Origin of the sequence: Variovorax sp. CAN15 (assembly GCF_030462475.1) — a bacterium.
Lineage (GTDB): Bacteria > Pseudomonadota > Gammaproteobacteria > Burkholderiales > Burkholderiaceae_C > Variovorax.
This window is the reverse complement of the sequence record NZ_JASMRZ010000023.1, coordinates 26,384-44,064: the sequence shown is the minus strand read 5'-3', so window position 1 is coordinate 44,064 and position 17,681 is coordinate 26,384. Positions and strand designations below refer to the sequence as shown.

General features: G+C 68.9%; 16 protein-coding genes. 10 read left to right on the top strand and 6 right to left on the bottom strand.

Annotation, left to right across the window (positions count from 1 at the left end; all coding sequences use genetic code 11):
* Position 1 precedes the first annotated feature (1 nt).
* Positions 2-1,066 carry an inositol monophosphatase family protein gene (locus tag QMO14_RS16485; RefSeq protein ID WP_301508407.1) on the bottom strand — a complete coding sequence of 355 codons (1,065 nt, stop codon included), beginning with the start codon at positions 1,064-1,066 and terminating at the stop codon, positions 2-4.
* A 110-nt stretch (positions 1,067-1,176) separates the two neighbouring features.
* Between QMO14_RS16485 and QMO14_RS16480 the strand changes: the two genes are divergently transcribed.
* Positions 1,177-1,935: an RNA methyltransferase gene (locus tag QMO14_RS16480; protein WP_301508406.1), complete on the top strand. Its 759-nt coding sequence runs from the start codon at positions 1,177-1,179 to the stop codon at positions 1,933-1,935.
* An 89-nt stretch (positions 1,936-2,024) separates the two neighbouring features.
* Positions 2,025-2,795: a serine O-acetyltransferase gene (cysE, locus tag QMO14_RS16475; RefSeq protein ID WP_301508405.1), complete on the top strand. Its 771-nt coding sequence runs from the start codon at positions 2,025-2,027 to the stop codon at positions 2,793-2,795.
* 17 nt (positions 2,796-2,812) lie between these two features.
* Here cysE and cadR read toward each other — a convergent pair whose 3' ends face one another.
* Entirely contained in the window at positions 2,813-3,283 is a 471-nt protein-coding gene (gene cadR, locus QMO14_RS16470; protein ID WP_301508404.1) for a Cd(II)/Pb(II)-responsive transcriptional regulator, read from the bottom strand.
* Positions 3,284-3,353: 70 nt separating this feature from the next.
* Between cadR and QMO14_RS16465 the strand changes: the two genes are divergently transcribed.
* Both QMO14_RS16465 and QMO14_RS16460 read left to right on the top strand, forming a co-directional pair.
* The gene (locus tag QMO14_RS16465; protein WP_301508403.1) at positions 3,354-5,678 is read left to right on the top strand and encodes a cation-translocating P-type ATPase; all 2,325 of its coding nucleotides are present in this window, start codon (positions 3,354-3,356) and stop codon (positions 5,676-5,678) included.
* A gap of 334 nt (positions 5,679-6,012) precedes the next feature.
* Positions 6,013-6,399 (top strand): hypothetical protein, encoded by a 387-nt coding sequence (locus QMO14_RS16460; protein ID WP_301508402.1) that lies wholly within the window; start codon positions 6,013-6,015, stop codon positions 6,397-6,399.
* 6 nt (positions 6,400-6,405) lie between these two features.
* On the opposite strand, the gene QMO14_RS16455 is transcribed toward QMO14_RS16460, so the two are convergent.
* The gene (locus QMO14_RS16455) at positions 6,406-7,728 is read right to left on the bottom strand and encodes a heavy metal sensor histidine kinase (protein ID WP_301508401.1); all 1,323 of its coding nucleotides are present in this window, start codon (positions 7,726-7,728) and stop codon (positions 6,406-6,408) included.
* Positions 7,725-8,402 (bottom strand): heavy metal response regulator transcription factor, encoded by a 678-nt coding sequence (locus tag QMO14_RS16450; RefSeq protein ID WP_301508399.1) that lies wholly within the window; start codon positions 8,400-8,402, stop codon positions 7,725-7,727. Before QMO14_RS16450 ends, QMO14_RS16455 begins: the two co-directional genes overlap by 4 nt.
* 178 nt (positions 8,403-8,580) lie before the next feature.
* On the opposite strand from QMO14_RS16450, the gene czcI reads away from it, so the two are divergent.
* From czcI to QMO14_RS16420, 6 genes are all read left to right on the top strand, one after another.
* A complete protein-coding gene (gene czcI / locus QMO14_RS16445) occupies positions 8,581-8,955 on the top strand; it encodes a cation efflux protein, CzcI family (protein WP_301508397.1) in 375 nt (124 codons plus the stop codon).
* A 99-nt stretch (positions 8,956-9,054) separates the two neighbouring features.
* Positions 9,055-10,404 (top strand): TolC family protein, encoded by a 1,350-nt coding sequence (locus tag QMO14_RS16440; protein ID WP_301508395.1) that lies wholly within the window; start codon positions 9,055-9,057, stop codon positions 10,402-10,404.
* Positions 10,405-10,430: 26 nt separating this feature from the next.
* Positions 10,431-11,837: an efflux RND transporter periplasmic adaptor subunit gene (locus QMO14_RS16435; RefSeq protein ID WP_301508394.1), complete on the top strand. Its 1,407-nt coding sequence runs from the start codon at positions 10,431-10,433 to the stop codon at positions 11,835-11,837.
* Positions 11,838-11,847: 10 nt separating this feature from the next.
* On the top strand, positions 11,848-15,060 hold the full coding sequence (locus QMO14_RS16430) for a CusA/CzcA family heavy metal efflux RND transporter (RefSeq protein ID WP_301508392.1): 3,213 nt from the start codon (positions 11,848-11,850) through the stop codon (positions 15,058-15,060).
* A complete protein-coding gene (locus tag QMO14_RS16425; RefSeq protein ID WP_301508390.1) occupies positions 15,050-15,961 on the top strand; it encodes a cation diffusion facilitator family transporter in 912 nt (303 codons plus the stop codon). The genes QMO14_RS16430 and QMO14_RS16425 overlap by 11 nt, the downstream gene beginning before the upstream one ends.
* Before the next feature lie 58 nt (positions 15,962-16,019).
* On the top strand, positions 16,020-16,406 hold the full coding sequence (locus QMO14_RS16420) for a hypothetical protein (RefSeq protein ID WP_301508389.1): 387 nt from the start codon (positions 16,020-16,022) through the stop codon (positions 16,404-16,406).
* A gap of 27 nt (positions 16,407-16,433) precedes the next feature.
* Here QMO14_RS16420 and mog read toward each other — a convergent pair whose 3' ends face one another.
* The gene (gene mog / locus QMO14_RS16415) at positions 16,434-17,027 is read right to left on the bottom strand and encodes a molybdopterin adenylyltransferase (protein WP_301508386.1); all 594 of its coding nucleotides are present in this window, start codon (positions 17,025-17,027) and stop codon (positions 16,434-16,436) included.
* The gene (gene yjgA, locus QMO14_RS16410) at positions 17,024-17,680 is read right to left on the bottom strand and encodes a ribosome biogenesis factor YjgA (protein WP_301508385.1); all 657 of its coding nucleotides are present in this window, start codon (positions 17,678-17,680) and stop codon (positions 17,024-17,026) included. Before yjgA ends, mog begins: the two co-directional genes overlap by 4 nt.
* Position 17,681 lies beyond the last annotated feature (1 nt).

The window sequence follows — 17,681 nt, the reverse complement described above, 5'->3', positions numbered from 1 at the left end:
GTCACTTGGCGGAAGCGTTGCCCCCGGAGGGAGCGCCGTTGGCGGGCGCTTCGCGGCGCACGCGCGTGAGCTTGCGGGGCGCGGGCGGCGCCACCGGGGCGGCCGGTGCCTCGGCGTCGGCGGCCTCGTCGGCGAAGCCCACTACCGTGCTGCGGGCGTAGAGGTCGGTCGAGTCGTCGGCATTGCCGGCGCTGGCCTTGGCGGAGGCCGACACGGCGCGCACGCGGTCGCTGGCGCGCAGCTTGTCGTCCACGTTGGCGAACTTGGAGTACTTGGCGAGCAGCGGCACCAGCTGGCCGTACACGCGCGGGGCGCCGGCCAGGCATTCGCGCTGGTCGAGGAACTCGGGCTCGCCCGTGAAGTTGCCGATCAGGCCGCCGGCCTCGGTGACCAGCAGCGAACCCGCTGCCACGTCCCAGGGGTTCAGGCCGGTCTCGAAGAAGGCGTCGGTGAAGCCGGCCGCCACGTAGGCGAGGTCGAGCGCGGCGGCGCCGGGGCGGCGCAGGCCGGCGGCGCGGGGCATCATGTCCGCCATGATGGCCAGGTACTGCTTGAAGTTGTCGCCGGTGCGGAAGGGGAAGCCGGTGGAGATCAGGCACTCGTTGAGCCGGGTGCGCTTCGAGACGCGGATGCGGCGCTCGTTCATGTAGGCGCCGCGGCCCTTGGTGGCGGTGAACAGGTCGTTGCGGGTGGGGTCGTAGACCACGGCCTGTTCGATCTTGCCGCGCACCGACAGCGCGATGGACACGCAGTACACCGGGAAGCCGTGGATGAAGTTGGTGGTGCCGTCCAGCGGATCGATGATCCAGACGTAGTCGGAGTCCTTGGCGCCGTACTGGCTGCCGGATTCTTCCGCCAGGATGCCGTGCCCCGGGTACGCGCCGAGCAGCGTCTCGATGATCGCTTGCTCGCTGGCGTGATCGACTTCGGTGACGAAGTCGTTGACCTGCTTCTGGGAAATGCGCACGGCTTCGACGTCGAGGGCGGCGCGATTGATGATGGCGCCAGCGGCGCGTGCGGCCTTGACGGCCACGTTGAGCATGGGATGCAGGTTGGGGGACGACATTGGATTGTGGGAAGAACGGTGGGGAGGGCCCACGGAGACGACCCGGCGATGCGGGCGGCGAGAATGGGGGGATTTTACCGGCTCCGCCCGTTAGTGTCCGCCAACCCTCCATGCGCACCCGTTTCATCCTGATCCAGACCAGCCACGCCGGCAACGTGGGCGCCGCCGCCCGCGCCATGAAAACAATGGGCTTTTCCGACCTGGTGCTGGTGGCTCCCCGCTGGGCCAACGTGCTGCGGCGCGAGGAAACCATCCAGCGTGCGAGCGGCGCGCTCGACGTCCTGGCCAACGCCCGCATCGTCGAGACGCTCGACGAGGCCCTCGACGGCGTGACCCACCTGTGCGCCACCGCGATGATCCCGCGCGACTTCGGCCCGCCCACGCGCACGCCCCGCCAACACCTGGAGCCGCTGGCGAAGCAAGGCGACCAGCACGTGGCCTTCCTGTTCGGCTCCGAGCGTTTCGGCATGCGCAACGAGGACGTCTACCGCTGCAACGTGGCCCTGAGCATTCCCACCGACCCGAAGTTCGGCTCGCTCAATCTGGGCGCGGCCATCCAGGTGGTCGCCTACGAATGGCGGCTGGCGCTGGGCGGCTACGAGGTGCGCGAGGCCGTCCAGCCCGTGCAGGCGGCCGACGCGCAGGCCGTGGCCGGCATGCTCGACCACTGGGAGCGCTCGCTGGTGGACATCGGCTTCCTCGACCCCGAGGCGCCCAAGAAGCTCATGCCGAGGCTGCAGCAGCTCTTCAACCGCGCCCAGCCCACGCCGGAGGAGATCCACATCCTGCGCGGCATCGCCAAGGCGATGAGCGACGCGGCCCGGCCGCCCAGGGGCGAAAAGGGCGGCAATTCCTCCGGGAAAGACTAAAACCCCATCGCCCGTACGCGAAGACCCCCGGCCTTAGACTGCGCGGCCCTATCGATATAACGACAACAGACAGAAGGCATAAGGCAGCGATGTTCTCCAGACTGCGCGCCGACATCCGGTGCATCCTCGAACGCGACCCGGCCGCCCGAAGCGCCTGGGAAGTGATCACGGTCTACCCCGGCTTTCACGCCGTGGTGCTGCATCGCTGGGCGCACGCCTGTTGGACCCATGGCTTCAAGTGGCCCGCGCGCGCCATCGCGCACTGGGCCCGCTGGCTGACCGGCATCGAGATCCACCCCGCGGCCAAGATCGGCGATCGCGTGTTCTTCGACCACGCCATGGGCGTCGTCGTCGGCGAAACCGCCGAGATCGGCGACGGCTGCACCATCTACCAGGGCGTCACGCTGGGCGGCACCTCGCTCTACAAGGGCACCAAACGGCATCCGACGCTGGGGCGCGACGTGGTCGTGAGCGCCGGCGCCAAGGTACTGGGCGGCTTCGTCGTGGGCGACGGCGCCAAGATCGGCAGCAACGCGGTGGTCATCAAGCCCGTGCCGGCCGGTGCGACGGCCGTGGGCATCCCGGCGCGGATCATTCCGTCGAAGGCCGGCGAGAGCGCCGATGTGGCTGCGCCGCAGAAGTTCTCCGCCTATGGCATCACGCAGGAAGACGATCCGCTGAGCCAGGCCATGCGCAGCCTGATCGAAAACGCGTCGAGCCAGGAGCACCAGATCGCGCTGCTGTGGCAGGCCATCGAGAAGCTCTCGGCCCAGCCCGGCAGCAAGGACTGCGTGCCGGGCGAGGCCGCGCGCGACGAGAGCTTCGAGGCCGACAAGCTCACGCAGCTCATCGGCAAATAAGAGGAAAAAGAAGGCGCTCAGCCGGCCCGCTTGGCGGGCGCATGCAGCGCCCCATGCACATGGCCAGCGTGCTGTCCGAAGGTGTCGGGCGCCAGCGTGGTGGTGTCCAGCTCCTGCAGGATGCCGCAGGCGTTCGCCGATTCGGGGCCGCGGCATTGCTGGCGCAGCGCCTTCAGCTGCTTTTCCAGCGTCTTCAGCTCGGCGATGCGCGCGGCCACGTGGCCGATGTGGTCGTCCAGCAGCTGGTTGACCTCGCCGCAGTCCTCCTGGGGCGCATCGCGGAATTCGAGCAGGCTGCGGATCTCGTCGAGCGTCATGTCCAGCGAGCGGCAGCGGCGGATGAAACCCAGGCGCTGGGCGTGGTCTTCGTCGTAGATGCGGTAGTTGCCGTCGGTGCGCGCGGGTTCGGGCAGCAGTTGCTCGCGCTCGTAATACCGGATGGTTTCGACAGGCGTGTTCGCGGCCTTGGCCAGTTCTCCGATTTTCATGATGCGGCAAATGGACGAGTGGACATGAACGGTTGACTCTACACCTGCTTCAGGGTTTCCAATCGATTCCATGACGAACCAGAACGCCCTGAACCCGACCGTGCCGCGCGCGCATGCGCACTCTCATCCGCACTCACACGAGGAAGGTCACGGGCATGACCACGCGCACGAGCACCCGCAGCCAAAGGCCGCCGATGCCTGCTGCGGCTGCAGCAGCACCGCCAGCCACGGCGCGATTCCGCTGGCGCCGGATGTGAGCGACGTGCCCATCGGCGCTTTGCTCTTTCGCATTCCCACCATGGACTGCGCGGTGGAAGAGTCCGAAATCCGCCGCGCGCTGGAGCCCATCGCCGGCGTCAAGGCGCTGCGATTCCGCCTCGGCGAGCGCACCATGGCCATCACCACCAACGACGGCGCGCTGCCCGAGGCGCTGGCCGCCATCCGCAAGGCGGGCTTCAAGCCCGAGCCGCTGAATGCCACGGGCGCGCAGGCAGCCCCTGCAACGCCCGCGAAGATCGCCGGCATGAGCGCGGGGCTCGCGCGGCTGGTAGCGGCGCTGGTGCTGGCGATCGCGGCCGAGTCGGTCTCGTTCATGGGGCTGGAGGGCCGGGGCTTCATGGTGTTCGAGATGGCCCTGGCACTCGGCGCCATCGGCCTCGCGGGCCTCGACACCTACAAGAAGGGCTTCGCGGCGCTGGTGCGCGGGCGCCTGAACATCAACGCGCTGATGGCGGTGGCCGTCACCGGCGCATTCATCATCGGCCAGTGGCCGGAGGCCGCGATGGTGATGGCGCTCTACGCCATTGCCGAACTCATCGAGGCCCGCGCCGTGGACCGCGCGCGCAACGCCATCCAGAGCCTGCTGGCGCTCGCGCCCGAGCAGGCCGAGGTGAAGCAGGCCGACGGCAGCTGGCGCACCGTGATGGCCGGCGAGGTGGCGCTGGGCGCCATCGCGCGCATCCGCCCCGGCGGTCGCGTGCCGCTGGACGGCATCGTCACCGAGGGCACCAGCGCCATCGACCAGGCGCCGGTCACCGGCGAGAGCATTCCGGTCGACAAGACCATCGGCGACCAGGTGTTCGCCGGCACCATCAACCAGACCGCCGCGCTGGAGTTCCGTGTGACGGCCATCGCGGCCAACACCACGCTCGCGCGCATCATCCACGCGGTCGAGGAGGCGCAAGGCTCGCGCGCGCCCACGCAGCGCTTCGTCGACCGGTTCGCCGCCATCTACACGCCCACCGTCTTCGTGCTGGCGCTGGCAATCGCTGTGTTCACGCCCTTCTTCATGGACTGGACCTGGATGCAGGCCATCTACAAGGCGCTGGTGCTGCTGGTCATCGCCTGCCCGTGCGCGCTGGTCATCTCCACGCCGGTGACGGTGGTGAGCGCGCTGGCCTCGGCCGCGCGGCGCGGCATTCTCATCAAGGGCGGCACTTACCTCGAAGAGGCGCGCAAGCTCAAGGCGGTCGCGCTCGACAAGACGGGCACCATCACCGAAGGCAAGCCGAAGCTGGTGGAGTCGTCGCTGATCGGCGATTCCCCGGGCAACGAGGCGGCGGTGTTCGCCGTGGCCGCCGGCATCGCGGGCCGCTCCGACCACCCCGTGTCGAAGGCCATCGCCGAGGGGCTGAAGAGCGAGCGCGGCGAAGTCGCCGACTTCACCGCGCTGCCCGGCCGCGGCGTGCAGGCCGCGCACGCGGGGCAGGTCTACGTGCTGGGCAACCACCGGCTGATCGAGGAGCGCGGCCTTTGCACCCCGTCGCTCGAAGCCGAGCTCAAGCGCCACGAGGAAGCCGGCCGCACCGTCACGCTGCTGGCCTCGGACAAGGCCGTGCTCGCGCTCTTCGCGGTGGCCGACACGATCAAGGAGTCGTCGCAGGCGGCGGTGGCCGAGTTGCGCTCGCTCGGCGTCGTGCCCGTGATGCTCACCGGCGACAACACCGCCACCGCCAGGACCATCGGCGCCCATGCCGGCATCGAGGATGTGCGCGGCAACCTGCTGCCCGAGGAAAAGCTCGACGCCGTCAAGGCCATGCAGCAGCGCTACGGCGCCGCAGCGATGACCGGCGACGGCATCAACGACGCCCCGGCGCTCGCGCAGGCCGACATCGGCTTCGCGATGGGCGGCGCCGGCACCGACACCGCGATGGAAGCGGCCGACGTGGTCATCATGAACGACGACCTGCGCCGCATCCCCGAAACCATCCGCCTCTCGCGCCGCGCGCACTCGGTGCTGTGGCAGAACATCACGCTGGCGCTGGGCATCAAGGCCGTGTTCTTCGTGCTCGCCGTGTTCGGCAGCGCGACCATGTGGATGGCGGTGTTCGCGGACATGGGGGCGAGCCTGCTGGTGGTGGCGAACGGGCTGCGGTTGATGCGCGGTTCGAAGTAAGCCAACGGGCAGGCCGGGAGGTGCGAGCCCTGACATCGGCCGGATATCCCTTCCCCAGCCAGAGTCCTTCGATGTCCGTCGCTTCGACACGTCGGCCAGCCCGGCGTGGTTGGCGAGATGGCGGCGCTCTTCCCCTCGCTGCGCGCGCAGCTGTTCTCGAAGGAGCCGCTGCACGGGCTGTCTTCCCTTTCCACGCCGGGGCTGGGGCTTTTCATGCTCGTGGTCGGCCTGGAACTGCGGGCCTCCAAGGGCGTGCACGAGCAACTGTGCTCGGCGAGCTATCTGGGCGCGCGGAGCGTGGTCGTGCCGATGGCACTGGCCATTGCGATTGCGCATGACGCGCACGCCCTTCGGGCAGCTCTCGCTGAACGTGGCGGCCGTGGCCGACGTGTTCGCCTGGATCCTGCCGGCCGTGGTGATCGCGCGGGCCGGCGCGGGCCATGGCTGCCAGGGACTGCTGAAGATCACGCTGGGCATGGCTTTGGTGCTGGTGGCGCTGTTCCTCGGGCTCAAGCCGGCCTTCGCATGGCTGTTGCGCGTGAAGGCCCCCGAGGGGGAGCCCTCGACCATCGTGATGGCGGCGCTGATGAGCGGCCCCGAGCTCTTCACCATGCTGCTGGTGATGGCGCTGGCCACCACCGCGATGACGGGGCCGCTGATCAACCTGTTCATCGGCCGCAAGCCGGCGGTCGCGGCGGACGCCGCGCACGCGAAGCCCTGACTTCGATCAGCGCTTCGCCACGATGAAGCCGATGCGCGTCTCGCCGCCCCGGCTGGCCGCGAACACCCGCCCGCCGTGCATGCGGGCAATGGCTTCCACGATAGACAGGCCCAGCCCGTGGTGCCGGGTCGAGCCGTCGCGGGCCTGCGCGGCGCGGTAGAAGCGCTCGAACAGGCGGGGCAGGGCGGCGGGGTCGATGGGCTCGCCCTTGTTGACCACGGCCACGGCGAACTCGGTGGCGCTTTCCTCGCCGATCTCGATGCGTATCGTCGAGGCCGGCGCCGCGAAGCGGATGGCGTTGCCCAGCAGGTTGAAGAGTGCGCGGCGTACCAGCGCGGCGTCTACGTCGGCCATGGCGTCGCCGCGCACCTCGGCGCGCAGGCCGGCTTCTTCCAGCATGGCATCGTAGAAGTCGATCACGTCGGTCGCCTGCGCGGCGAGGCTCGCCACTGCCCGCGTGCGCATGGGCGCGCCGCGCTCGGCCTGCGAAAGGAACAGCATGTCGGTGACGATGCCCGAGAGCCGGCCGACCTCCTCGAGGTTGGAGGCGAGCACGGTCTGCAGCTCCTCGTTGCTGCGCGGGCGGGTGAGCGCGAGTTCGGTGGAGCCGATCAGGTTGGCCAGCGGTGTGCGCAGCTCGTGCGCCACGTCGGCGTTGAAGGATTCGAGCTGTACGTAGGCCCGCTGCACCCGCAGCAGCAGGGCGTTGAACTGGGTGATCCAGGGGCGCAGCTCTTCGGCGAAGTCGCTGGGGTCAATGGGCTGGTTGGCCTTGTCGGGCGCCATTGCGGCGGTGCGCTCGGTCAGCGTCTTCAGCGGCTTCAGGCCCCGGCGCACCAGCCACATGCCGGTGAGCGAGACCAACGCGGTGCCCAGCACCACGGCGCCCAGCAGCGTCCAGGCGAGGCGGCGCAGCAGTTGCGCCTCCTGCGCGGTGTTCACGCCGATGCGCACCGAAAGCTGCGTGGTGGTGCCGGCCTGGTTCCACGGCACTTCCAGGTCGCGCACCATCCATTTGCCGCCTGCAGTGGGCCTCGATTCGAAGAGCCGCCTGCCGCCGGCCGAGATCGACAGCGTTACGTCGTCCTGCATCGAGAAGAAGTCGTCGAGCTTGTGGCGCAGGAAGACGAGGTCGCCGCCTTTCTCGGCCTCCTGCAGCAGGTGTTCCACCAGCACCGCCTTGCCAGTGAGCTCTTCCTCCTGCTTCTGGCCGAAGTTCCAGGCGGTGACGAGGTAGATCGCGAAGCAGATCACGCTCAACCCGAACAGGGTCTGCGCGGCGAGCCAGAGCGAAAGCCGGCTCTGCAGGGATTGCGGCCGGGCGGTCAATGCCAGGAACGGTCTTCGAGCACGTAGCCCATGCCGCGCACGGTGTGCAGCAGCTTCACCTCGAACGGGTCGTCGAGCTTGCTGCGCAGCCGGCGGATGGCCACTTCCACCACGTTGGTGTCGCTGTCGAAGTTCATGTCCCACACCTGCTCGGCGAGCGTGGTGCGCGAAAGGATCTGGCCGCGCCGGCGAAGGAGCACCAGCAGCAGGGTGAATTCCTTGGCCGTGAGGTCCAGCCGCGTTCGGTTGCGCGTGCATTTGCGGGTGATCAGGTCGACCTCCAGGTCGGCCAGGCGCAGTACCGTGGATTCCTGCGGCTTGCCCCGGCGCAGCAGGGCCTGCACGCGCGCCAGCAGCTCGGAGAACGAGAAGGGCTTCACCAGGTAGTCGTCGGCGCCCTGCTGCAGGCCCTGCACGCGATCTTCGACCTTGTCGCGTGCCGTGAGCACCAGCACGGGCACGTTCTTCGTGCGACGAATGGCCTGCAGCACGGCGAAACCGTCGATGCCGGGCAGCATCACGTCGAGCAGGATCAGCGCGTAGTCACCTTCGGTGGCAAGGTACTTTCCTTCGATGCCATCGCGGGCTATGTCGACGACGTACCCGTTTTCCTCCAGCCCCTTCTTGAGGTATTCGCCCAGCTTGGGCTCGTCTTCGATGACAAGGATTCGCATTGGGAGATGGTATCGAAGCACTTTCCATACGCGGGTTACGTTTTGGTAATCCTGATGACGGACAAAGCCCCGCCCGGGCGTCATACATTGCGCCGGGCCCGTATCGCGGCGTGCCCTGCGTCCCGCAGGGCCATTGCCGGAATACCCGGACGTGCCCGCCGATATACTTTTTGCCTCCATGCGCCGCTGGTTTCTCATCTTCATGCTCGTCCTGCTGCCGTTCCAGTTCAGCTGGGCGTCGGCATCGGCGTACTGCCAGCATGAACGCGACACCCGGCCCGACCACTGGGGCCATCACGAAAGCGAGACCCGCGGCACCGACCGCAGCCATAGCGGCGAGGGCGCGCAGAAGAACTCCAGCACCCAGCCCAATGCGGTGGTCGGCGACTGCGCCGTCTGCCACTTCGGCCATGCCCAGCACGCCGATGCACTAGCCGAGCCGGTGCAATCCGTGGCGCGCGTGGCCCAGCCGCTGCGCGCGATGCCCGACGAGCGTTTCGCCTCGCATGTCTCCGACGTTCCGGTCCGCCCCGACTGGTCTCTCGCCTCCTGATTCGGCGAGAGAACACAACCCCTTTCTGATACCCACCATCAGCTAGCCGAGCTCTCGCCGAATTCGTCCGTCCGTTGTTTCGCAACCCAGGAGAATTCGATGCGCACGTTCTTCGTGCCGCTGGCCGTGCTGGCCATGGCGGCGCCCCCGGCTTTTTCGCAGGTCGCACAGACCTCCGCCGGAGTTCCATATCCACAACCCGCCCCATCCGGCGCAGCAGGTGCCCGCGTGCAGGAGCCTTCGGGCCCGCTCACGCTGCGCGGCGCCGTCGCCATGGCGCTGCGGGCCAACCCCGGCCTGTCTTCCGCATTGCGCGAGCAGGAAGCCACCGAGGCCGCCATCGTCCAGGCGGGCGCGTGGCCCAACCCGACGCTCGATGCGCAGTTCGAAGACCTGCGCCGCGACAACCGCACCACCACGCTGCAGCTGAGCCAGCCTATCGAACTGGGCGGCAAGCGCACAGCCCGCGTCACGGCGGCCGAGCGGGCTCGTGACCAGGCCGCGTCGGCGCTGGCGGGGCGCCGCGCCGAGATCCGTGCGGCCGCCGTCACTGCCTTCTTCGAGGTGCTGACCGCGCAGGAGCGCCTTCGGCTCGCGCAGGATTCGGTGGGCCTCGCGCAGACCGCCACCCGCGCTGCCGCCAACCGCGTGGCTGCCGGCAAGGTCTCGCCGCTGGAGGAAACCAAGGCGCGCGTGGCCGAGGCCGGCATCCGCGTCGAGCTGATGCAGGCCGAGGGCACGCTGCGATCGGCGCGCCAGCAGCTCGCAGCGCTCTGGGGCAACCCCAGTCCCCGCTTCACGCAGGTGGATGGCGCGGTCGATCAGCTGCCCGCCATGGCGTCGGCCCAGGACATCGCCGGCAAGCTGGCCGATGCACCGGTGGTGCGGCAGGCGCGGCTCGAAGTCGAGCGGCGCAAGGCGCTGGCCGATCTGGAGCGCGCCAGGCGCATTCCCGACGTGACCGTCTCGCTCGGCGCCAAGCGCGTGCCGGCTTCCGACGGCGACACCGGCGGCAGCCGGCGCAACCAGGTGGTGCTGGGCCTGTCGGTGCCGCTGCCGATCTTCGACACCAACCGCGGCAATGTCGCCGAGGCCCTGAGCCGCGAGGAAAAAGCGCGCGACGACCTCGCCGTTGCCGAGCTCCAACTGGGCACCGAGGTGGCACAGGCCACCGAGCGCCTGCGCTCCGCGCACGCCACCGCCGAGACGCTGCAGCGCGACGCGCTGCCCGGTGCCGAGAGCGCCTACAAGGCCGCCACCAAGGGCTTCGAGCTGGGCAAGTTCAGCTTTCTCGAAGCGCTGGACGCGCAGCGCACGCTGTTCCAGGTGCGCGCGCAGTACCTGCTCGCGCTGGCCGACGCGCACCGCGCGGCGGGCGACCTCGACCGGCTGCTGGGCAACGAAGGCGACGCGGCCGCTCCCGCGATGACTACGCCCGTCGCGCGCTGACAGGCAAACAAGGAATTCCACAGATCATGAACACAGAAGAACGCAAGACTTTCGCCGAGCGTGTCGGCAAGAAGCAGCTGATCGCCATCGCGGCGGTGCTCGTGCTGGGCGCGGGCGCAGGGGCGCTGATATTGCGCAGCGCGCCCGCCAAGCCCGAGGCGGCCGGCCATTCGGAAGCAGCCGGACACGGTGACGGCGAGCACCACGAGGAGGCAGGCCACAAGGAAGAGGGCCACAAGGAAGGCAAGGCGGCCGGAGGCGAGGACCACGACCACAGCCACGGCGAGGCCAAGGGCCATGCAGACAAGGAGCACCACGCCGAGGAGGGCAAGGCAGGCGAGGGCAAGGCCGAGGAGAAGACCGAGGCGAAGGGCGAAGCCAAGCCCGCCGCGCACAAGGAAGACGAGGAAAAGATCGCCTTCACCGACGAGCAGATCAAGGCCGCCGATATCGCCATCGAAAGCGCCGGCCCCGCACGCATCAAGCTGTCGCTGCAGCTGCCGGGCGAGATCAAGTTCAACGAAGACCGCACGGCCCACGTGGTGCCGCGCGTGGCGGGCGTGGTCGACAGCGTGCCGGCCAACCTGGGGCAGGAGGTCAAGCGCGGCGAGGTGCTCGCGGTGCTGTCGAGCCCGGGGCTCTCGGAGCAGCGCAGCGAGCTTCAGTCGGCGCAGCGCCGGCTGGAGCTGGCCCGCACCACCTACGAGCGCGAGAAGAAGCTGTGGGAGGAAAAGATCTCGCCGCAGCAGGACTACCTGCAGGCCGAGCAGGCCATGCAGGAGGCGCGCATCGCCGTGGCCAACGCCAACCAGAAGCTGCTGGCGCTGGGCGCCACGCCCGGCTCGTCGGCACTGGGCCGCTACGAGCTGCGCGCGCCCTTCGACGGCATGGTGGTCGAAAAGCACATCTCGCTCGGCGAATCGGTGGGGGAGGCGGTCAACGTCTTCACCATCTCCGACCTGTCGACCGTGTGGGCCGAGATCAGCGTGGCCGCCAACAACCTGAACCTGGTGCGCATCGGCGAGCAGGTGAAGATCCGCTCCAGCGCCTTCGACCAGACTGCGACCGGCAAGGTGTCGTACGTGGGCTCGCTCATCGGCGCGCAGACGCGCACAGCCACCGCGCGCGTCACGCTGACCAACCCGCAGCGCATCTGGCGCCCGGGCCTGTTCGTGAACGTCGAGCTGGTGGCGTCGGAAACCGAGGCGCCCGTGACCGTCGCGGCCGACGCGGTGCAGACCGTGGAAGACAAGCCCACCGTGTTCCTGCGCGTGCCCGGCGGCTTCCTGCCGCAGCACGTGGAGACCGGGCGCAGCGACGGCAGGCGCATCGAGATCGTCGGCGGGCTGAAGCCCGGCGCGGCGTATGCGGCCAGCGGCAGCTTCGTCGTGAAGTCGCAGCAGGGCAAGAGCTCGGCCACGCACACCCACTGAGGAAGCCCGCATGTTCGAACGAATCATCCGCTTCTCCATCGAGCAGCGCTGGCTGGTGCTGCTCGCCGTGTTCGGCATGGCGGCGCTGGGCATCTTCAGCTACCAGAAGCTGCCCATCGACGCCGTGCCCGACATCACCAACGTGCAGGTGCAGATCAACACCGCCGCGCCCGGCTACTCCCCGCTGGAGACCGAGCAGCGCGTGACCTACCCGATCGAGACCGTCATGGCCGGCCTGCCGGGCCTGCAGCAGACGCGCTCGCTCTCGCGCTACGGCCTCTCGCAGGTCACGGTGATCTTCAAGGACGGCACCGACATCTACTTCGCGCGGCAGCTCGTCAATGAGCGCATACAGTCCGCGCGCGAGAGCATGCCGCGCGGCATCTCGCCGGTGATCGGGCCCATTTCCACCGGCCTCGGCGAGATCTACCTCTGGACCGTCGAGGCCGAGGAGGGCGCGAAGAAGGCCGACGGCAAGCCCTACTCGCCCACCGACCTGCGCGAGATACAGGACTGGATCATCAAGCCGCAGCTGCGCAACGTGCCGGGCGTGACCGAGATCAACTCCATCGGCGGCTATGCCAAGGAGTTCCAGATCGCGCCCGATCCGGCCAAGCTGCTGGCGCACGGCCTGACCATGGGCGACATCGTGCTCGCGCTGGAGCGCAACAACGCCAACGTGGGCGCGGGCTACATCGAGAAGCGCGGCGAGCAGTACCTGATTCGCGCGCCGGGGCAGGTGAAGTCGGCCGAGGACATCGGCAACGTCATCCTCGGCAACGCCAACGGCATTCCGCTGCGCGTGCAGGACGTGGCGGAGGTCGGCATCGGCCGCGAACTGCGCACGGGCGCCGCCACCGACAACGGCCGCGAGGCGGTGCTGGGCACGGTGTTCATGCTGATCGGCGAGAACAGCCGCACCGTGTCGCAGGCCGTCGACAGGAGGATGCAGGAGATCAACCGCACGCTGCCCGCCGGCGTGAAGGCGGTGACGGTGTACGACCGCACGGTGCTGGTCGACAAGGCCATCGCCACGGTGAAGAAGAACCTGTTCGAGGGTGCGGTGCTGGTCATCGCGATCCTGTTCCTGTTTCTGGGCAACATCCGCGCGGCGATCATCACGGCGCTCGTGATTCCGCTGTCGATGCTCTTCACCTTCACCGGCATGGTGAACCAGAAGGTCAGCGCCAACCTCATGAGCCTGGGCGCGCTGGACTTCGGCATCATCATCGACGGGGCGGTGGTGATCGTGGAGAACTGCGTGCGAAGGCTGGCCCACGCGCAGGCCCACAAGGGCAGGCCGCTCACGCGCAGCGAGCGCTTTCACGAAGTGTTCGCGGCCTCGCGGGAGGCGCGCCGGCCGCTGCTGTTCGGCCAGCTGATCATCATGATCGTGTACCTGCCGATCTTTGCGCTCACCGGCGTCGAGGGCAAGCTGTTCCACCCGATGGCCTTCACCGTGGTGATCGCGCTGCTGGGCGCGATGATCCTGTCGATCACCTTCATCCCGGCGGCCGTGGCGCTCTTCATCGGCAACAAGGTCAGCGAGAAGGAAAACCGCCTGATGCTGTGGGCCAAGCGCGCATACGAGCCGCTGCTGGCGCGCGTGATGTCGGCCAAGCCGCTGGTCATCACCTTCGCGACGGTGGCCGTGGTGCTGTCGGGCCTGCTGTCCACGCGCCTGGGCACGGAGTTCGTGCCCAGCCTGAGCGAGGGCGACTTCGCCATCCAGGCGCTGCGCATCCCGGGCACCAGCCTCACGCAGTCGGTCGAGATGCAGAAGCAGCTCGAGCGCACGCTGAAGGCGAAGTTTCCGGAGATCGAGCGGGTGTTCGCGCGCACCGGCACGGCGGAGATCGCCTCCGACCCGATGCCGCCGAACATCTCCGACGGCTACATCATGCTCAAGCCCGAGAGCGAGTGGCCCACGCCGAAGCGTTCGCGCGCCGAGGTGCTCGCGGCGGTGCAGGAAGAAGTCGAGAAGCTGCCGGGCAACAACTACGAGTTCTCGCAGCCCATCCAGCTGCGCTTCAACGAGCTGATCTCGGGCGTGCGCAGCGACGTGGCGGTGAAGATCTTCGGCGACGACATGGACGTGCTGAACAAGGCCGCGGCCGAGGTCTCGGGCGTGCTCAACGGCATTGCAGGCGCGGCCGAGGTGAAGATCGAGCAGACCACCGGCCTGCCGATGCTCACCGTGAACATCGACCGCGGCAAGACCGCGCGCTACGGCCTCAACGTAGGGGACGTGCAGGACGCCATCTCCTCCGCCGTGGGCGGGCGCGAGGCCGGCACGCTGTTCGACGGCGACCGGCGCTTCGACATCATCGTGCGCCTGCCCGAGGAACTTCGCACCGACCTGGAAGCCATCAAGCGCCTGCCTGTGGCGCTGCCCAAGGGCGCGGGCGCCGAGGGCGCGCGCACCAGCTTCATCCCGCTGGGCGAGGTGGCAACGCTGGACATCGCACCCGGCCCCAACCAGGTGAGCCGCGAGGACGGCAAGCGCCGCATCGTGGTCAGCGCCAACGTGCGCGGCCGCGACCTCGGCTCCTTCGTGGCCGAGGCCGAGGAGGCGATGGGCAAGGTGAAGATCCCCACCGGCTACTGGACCGTGTGGGGCGGCCAGTACGAGAACCTCGCCTCGGCCACGCAGCGGCTGCAGATCGTGGTGCCGGTCTCGCTGCTGCTGGTGTTCACGCTGCTGTTCGCGATGTTCGGCAACATCAAGGACGGCCTGCTGGTGTTCACCGGCATCCCGTTCGCGCTCACGGGCGGCATCGTGGCGCTGTGGATGCGCGGCATTCCGCTGTCGATCTCGGCGGCGGTGGGCTTCATCGCGCTGTCGGGCGTGGCGGTGCTCAACGGGCTGGTGATGATCTCGTTCATCCGCAACCTGCGCGAAGGCGGCCTGCCGCTGGACGCGGCCATCCGCGAAGGCGCGCTCACGCGGCTGCGGCCGGTGCTCATGACCGCGCTGGTCGCCTCGCTGGGCTTCGTGCCGATGGCCATCGCCACCGGCACGGGCGCCGAGGTGCAGCGGCCGCTGGCCACGGTGGTGATCGGCGGTATCCTTTCTTCGACCGCGCTGACGCTGCTGGTGCTGCCGCTGCTCTACCGCATCGCCCACCGGCGCGACGAGGAGGAGGTGCAAGTGCAGCAGCAGGCCCACGGCGCGCCGCTCGATCCCACAGATCCTTCACTGCGAGGTTCCCATGGCACATGAGCATTCCCACGCCACCGGCGGCAACGAGAAGGCACTGCGCTGGGCGCTGCTGCTGACCTCGGTCTACCTCGTCGCCGAGGTGGTGGGCGGATTGGTGTCGGGCAGCCTCGCACTGCTGTCCGACGCCGCGCACATGTTTACCGACACCGTGGCGCTGGCGATCTCACTCGTGGCCATCCGGATCGGCAAGCGGCCTGCCGACCGGCGGCGCACCTTCGGCTACTACCGCTTCGAAATCCTGGCGGCGGTGCTCAACGCGGTGCTGCTGTTCTTCGTGGCGATCTATGTGCTGTACGAGGCCTACCGGCGGATCTCGGCGCCGGCCGAGATCCAGTCGACCATGATGCTGCTGGTGGCCGCCGGCGGCCTGGTGGTCAACCTGATCGGCATGCGGCTGCTGGCCTCCGGCAAGGACGAGAGCCTCAACGTGAAGGGCGCGTACCTGGAGGTGTGGGCCGACATGCTGGGCTCGGTCGGCGTGACCGTCGGCGCCATCGTGATCCGCTACACGGGCTGGGGCTGGGTCGACTCGGTGATCGCCGTGGCGATCGGCCTCTGGGTGCTGCCGCGCACCTGGCGCCTCTTGCGCGAGAGCCTCAACGTGCTGCTCGAAGGCGTGCCCGACGAGGTGGACCTGCCTGCGGTCGAGAGCGCGCTGCTGGGCAGCGAGGGCGTTGCGAGCCTGCATGACCTGCACGTGTGGGCACTGTCCAGCGGCAAGGTGAGCCTGAGCGTGCACGTGGTGTGCTCGCCGCAGGTGGGTGACCTGGCGCCGCTGACGCAGCAGTTGCGCGCGATGCTGGCCGAGCGCTTCGACATTCACCATTCGACCGTGCAGGCCGAACGGGTGCCCTGCGAACTGGCGGCGGACAGCCACGGCTTCGGCCCGGCCGGGCCCTGAACCCGGGGGGGGGGGCGCGGATATCGGACAATCTGCCCGATCCAGGATACGCAGATCGATGAGCCGCCACCCCAACTCTTCTTCCGCATCGACCAGAAAGGCCGAGGCTCGCGCGCCGCAGCGTCGCGCGATCCATGGGGGATCGTCGACCCGTGTACCGATGGTTTTCGATCCGGGCGCCGTTGCCGCGCCTGCCGCGGCATCCTCCGCGCCGCGCAGCACCTGGCGATCCACCGTGGTCGGCTTCTCGATCGGTTTCGGCGTCGTGCTCGCGTTCGCCATGAAATGGCTCATGGGCTACCAGATCGACAGCGCGCAGCAGCGCCAGGAGCAGCACAAGGCGATGCGTGCCGCGGCCGTACGGTGCTACGAGCTCACGTCGAACTCGGCCATCAACGCCTGCCTGAAGGACATYGAGGCGAAGAGCGTCCAGGCGGCCCGCTGAGGGCGCGGGCAAACCGCCGCGGAAAGCTCAGCGGGCGCGGATGGCCGACTTGGGCCGGAAGGCCTTGCAGACGGAGTCGTCGGTTTCCAGGTACGGTCCGCCGATCAGGTCGATGCAGTAGGGCACTGCCGCGAAGATGCCCGGCACCACCTGCACGCCCTCGGTGTCCTTCAGCCCTTCGAGCGTTTCGGCGATCGACTTGGGCTGGCCTGGCAGGTTGATGATCAGGCTCTTGTCGCGGATCACCGCCACCTGACGCGAGAGGATCGCGGTGGGCACGAAGCGCAGGCTGATCTGGCGCATCTGTTCGCCGAAGCCCGGCATTTCCTTGTGCGCCACGGCCAGCGTGGCTTCGGGCGTCACGTCGCGCAGGGCGGGGCCGGTGCCGCCGGTGGTCAGCACCAGCGAGCAGCCTGCGTCGACCAGTTCGATCAGCGTGGCGCTGATGCGCGCGGCCTCGTCGGGGATCAGCCGGGGTTCGAACTCGATGGGGTTCTTCAGCGCCCGGCCCAGCCATTCCTTCAGCGAGGGGAGGCCCTTGTCCTCGTAGGTGCCGCTGGAGGCGCGGTCGCTGATGGAGACGATGCCGATGCGCACCGGCTCGAATGCAGCTTCGCTCATGCGTCTTCTTCCCGGTCCTGCGCGGCGGCGGCGGCGGCATGGTCGGCGCCGCCGTGCACGGCCAGCTGGGCGCGCACCACCTGGAACACCTCGCGGTAGGCCTTGCCCTGGCGCGGCGCCTCGCCGGCGGGGCCGGCCTTCATGTCCTTGCGGGCCTGGCGCACCAGGGCGCGAAGCTGCTGGGCGTCGGTGGCGGGGTGGGTCTCGATCCAGCCGCCGAGGGCGTCGTCGTCGGCGATCAGGCGGTCGCGCCAGCGCTCGGCCTCGTGCAGGGCGGCGACTTCGGCGGCCGGCACGGTGTTCTGCTCGGCCAGGGCCCGCTTCACGGCCTCCAGCACCTCGGGCTCCAGCTTGCGCATGAGCTTGCCGACGTACTGCATCTGGCGGCGCTTGCCTTCGAAATTGGTGATCCGCCTGGCCTCGGCGATGGCGTCGACCAGCTTCTCGTCGAGCTGGAGCGCGTCGAAGAGGCCTGCGCGCAGTGTGAGCAGCTCGGCGCCGAGCTTCTGCAGCTCGTCGCTTTCGCGCTTCAGGTCGGTGCGGCTGGCTTCGTCGGAGCCCTTGAGCTCGCGCTTGAGCTCGAGGTCGAGCTCGCTGCCTTCGGCCACGAAATGGCCGCGGACGTAATAGCCTTTTTTGGGTTTGCGGGACATG

What these genes read in the sequence shown, in the direction of transcription:
- QMO14_RS16440 (WP_301508395.1), top strand. Translation starts at nt 9,055, where the DNA reads ATGCGCACGTTCTTCGTGCCGCTGGCCGTGCTGGCCATGGCGGCGCCC.
- QMO14_RS16435 (WP_301508394.1), top strand. Translation starts at nt 10,431, where the DNA reads ATGAACACAGAAGAACGCAAGACTTTCGCCGAGCGTGTCGGCAAGAAG.
- czcI (WP_301508397.1), top strand. Translation starts at nt 8,581, where the DNA reads ATGCGCCGCTGGTTTCTCATCTTCATGCTCGTCCTGCTGCCGTTCCAG.
- mog (WP_301508386.1), bottom strand. Translation starts at nt 17,027, where the DNA reads ATGAGCGAAGCTGCATTCGAGCCGGTGCGCATCGGCATCGTCTCCATC.
- cadR (WP_301508404.1), bottom strand. Translation starts at nt 3,283, where the DNA reads ATGAAAATCGGAGAACTGGCCAAGGCCGCGAACACGCCTGTCGAAACC.
- QMO14_RS16465 (WP_301508403.1), top strand. Translation starts at nt 3,354, where the DNA reads ATGACGAACCAGAACGCCCTGAACCCGACCGTGCCGCGCGCGCATGCG.
- cysE (WP_301508405.1), top strand. Translation starts at nt 2,025, where the DNA reads ATGTTCTCCAGACTGCGCGCCGACATCCGGTGCATCCTCGAACGCGAC.
- QMO14_RS16460 (WP_301508402.1), top strand. Translation starts at nt 6,013, where the DNA reads ATGACGCGCACGCCCTTCGGGCAGCTCTCGCTGAACGTGGCGGCCGTG.
- QMO14_RS16430 (WP_301508392.1), top strand. Translation starts at nt 11,848, where the DNA reads ATGTTCGAACGAATCATCCGCTTCTCCATCGAGCAGCGCTGGCTGGTG.
- QMO14_RS16450 (WP_301508399.1), bottom strand. Translation starts at nt 8,402, where the DNA reads ATGCGAATCCTTGTCATCGAAGACGAGCCCAAGCTGGGCGAATACCTC.
- QMO14_RS16480 (WP_301508406.1), top strand. Translation starts at nt 1,177, where the DNA reads ATGCGCACCCGTTTCATCCTGATCCAGACCAGCCACGCCGGCAACGTG.
- yjgA (WP_301508385.1), bottom strand. Translation starts at nt 17,680, where the DNA reads ATGTCCCGCAAACCCAAAAAAGGCTATTACGTCCGCGGCCATTTCGTG.
- QMO14_RS16485 (WP_301508407.1), bottom strand. Translation starts at nt 1,066, where the DNA reads ATGTCGTCCCCCAACCTGCATCCCATGCTCAACGTGGCCGTCAAGGCC.
- QMO14_RS16425 (WP_301508390.1), top strand. Translation starts at nt 15,050, where the DNA reads ATGGCACATGAGCATTCCCACGCCACCGGCGGCAACGAGAAGGCACTG.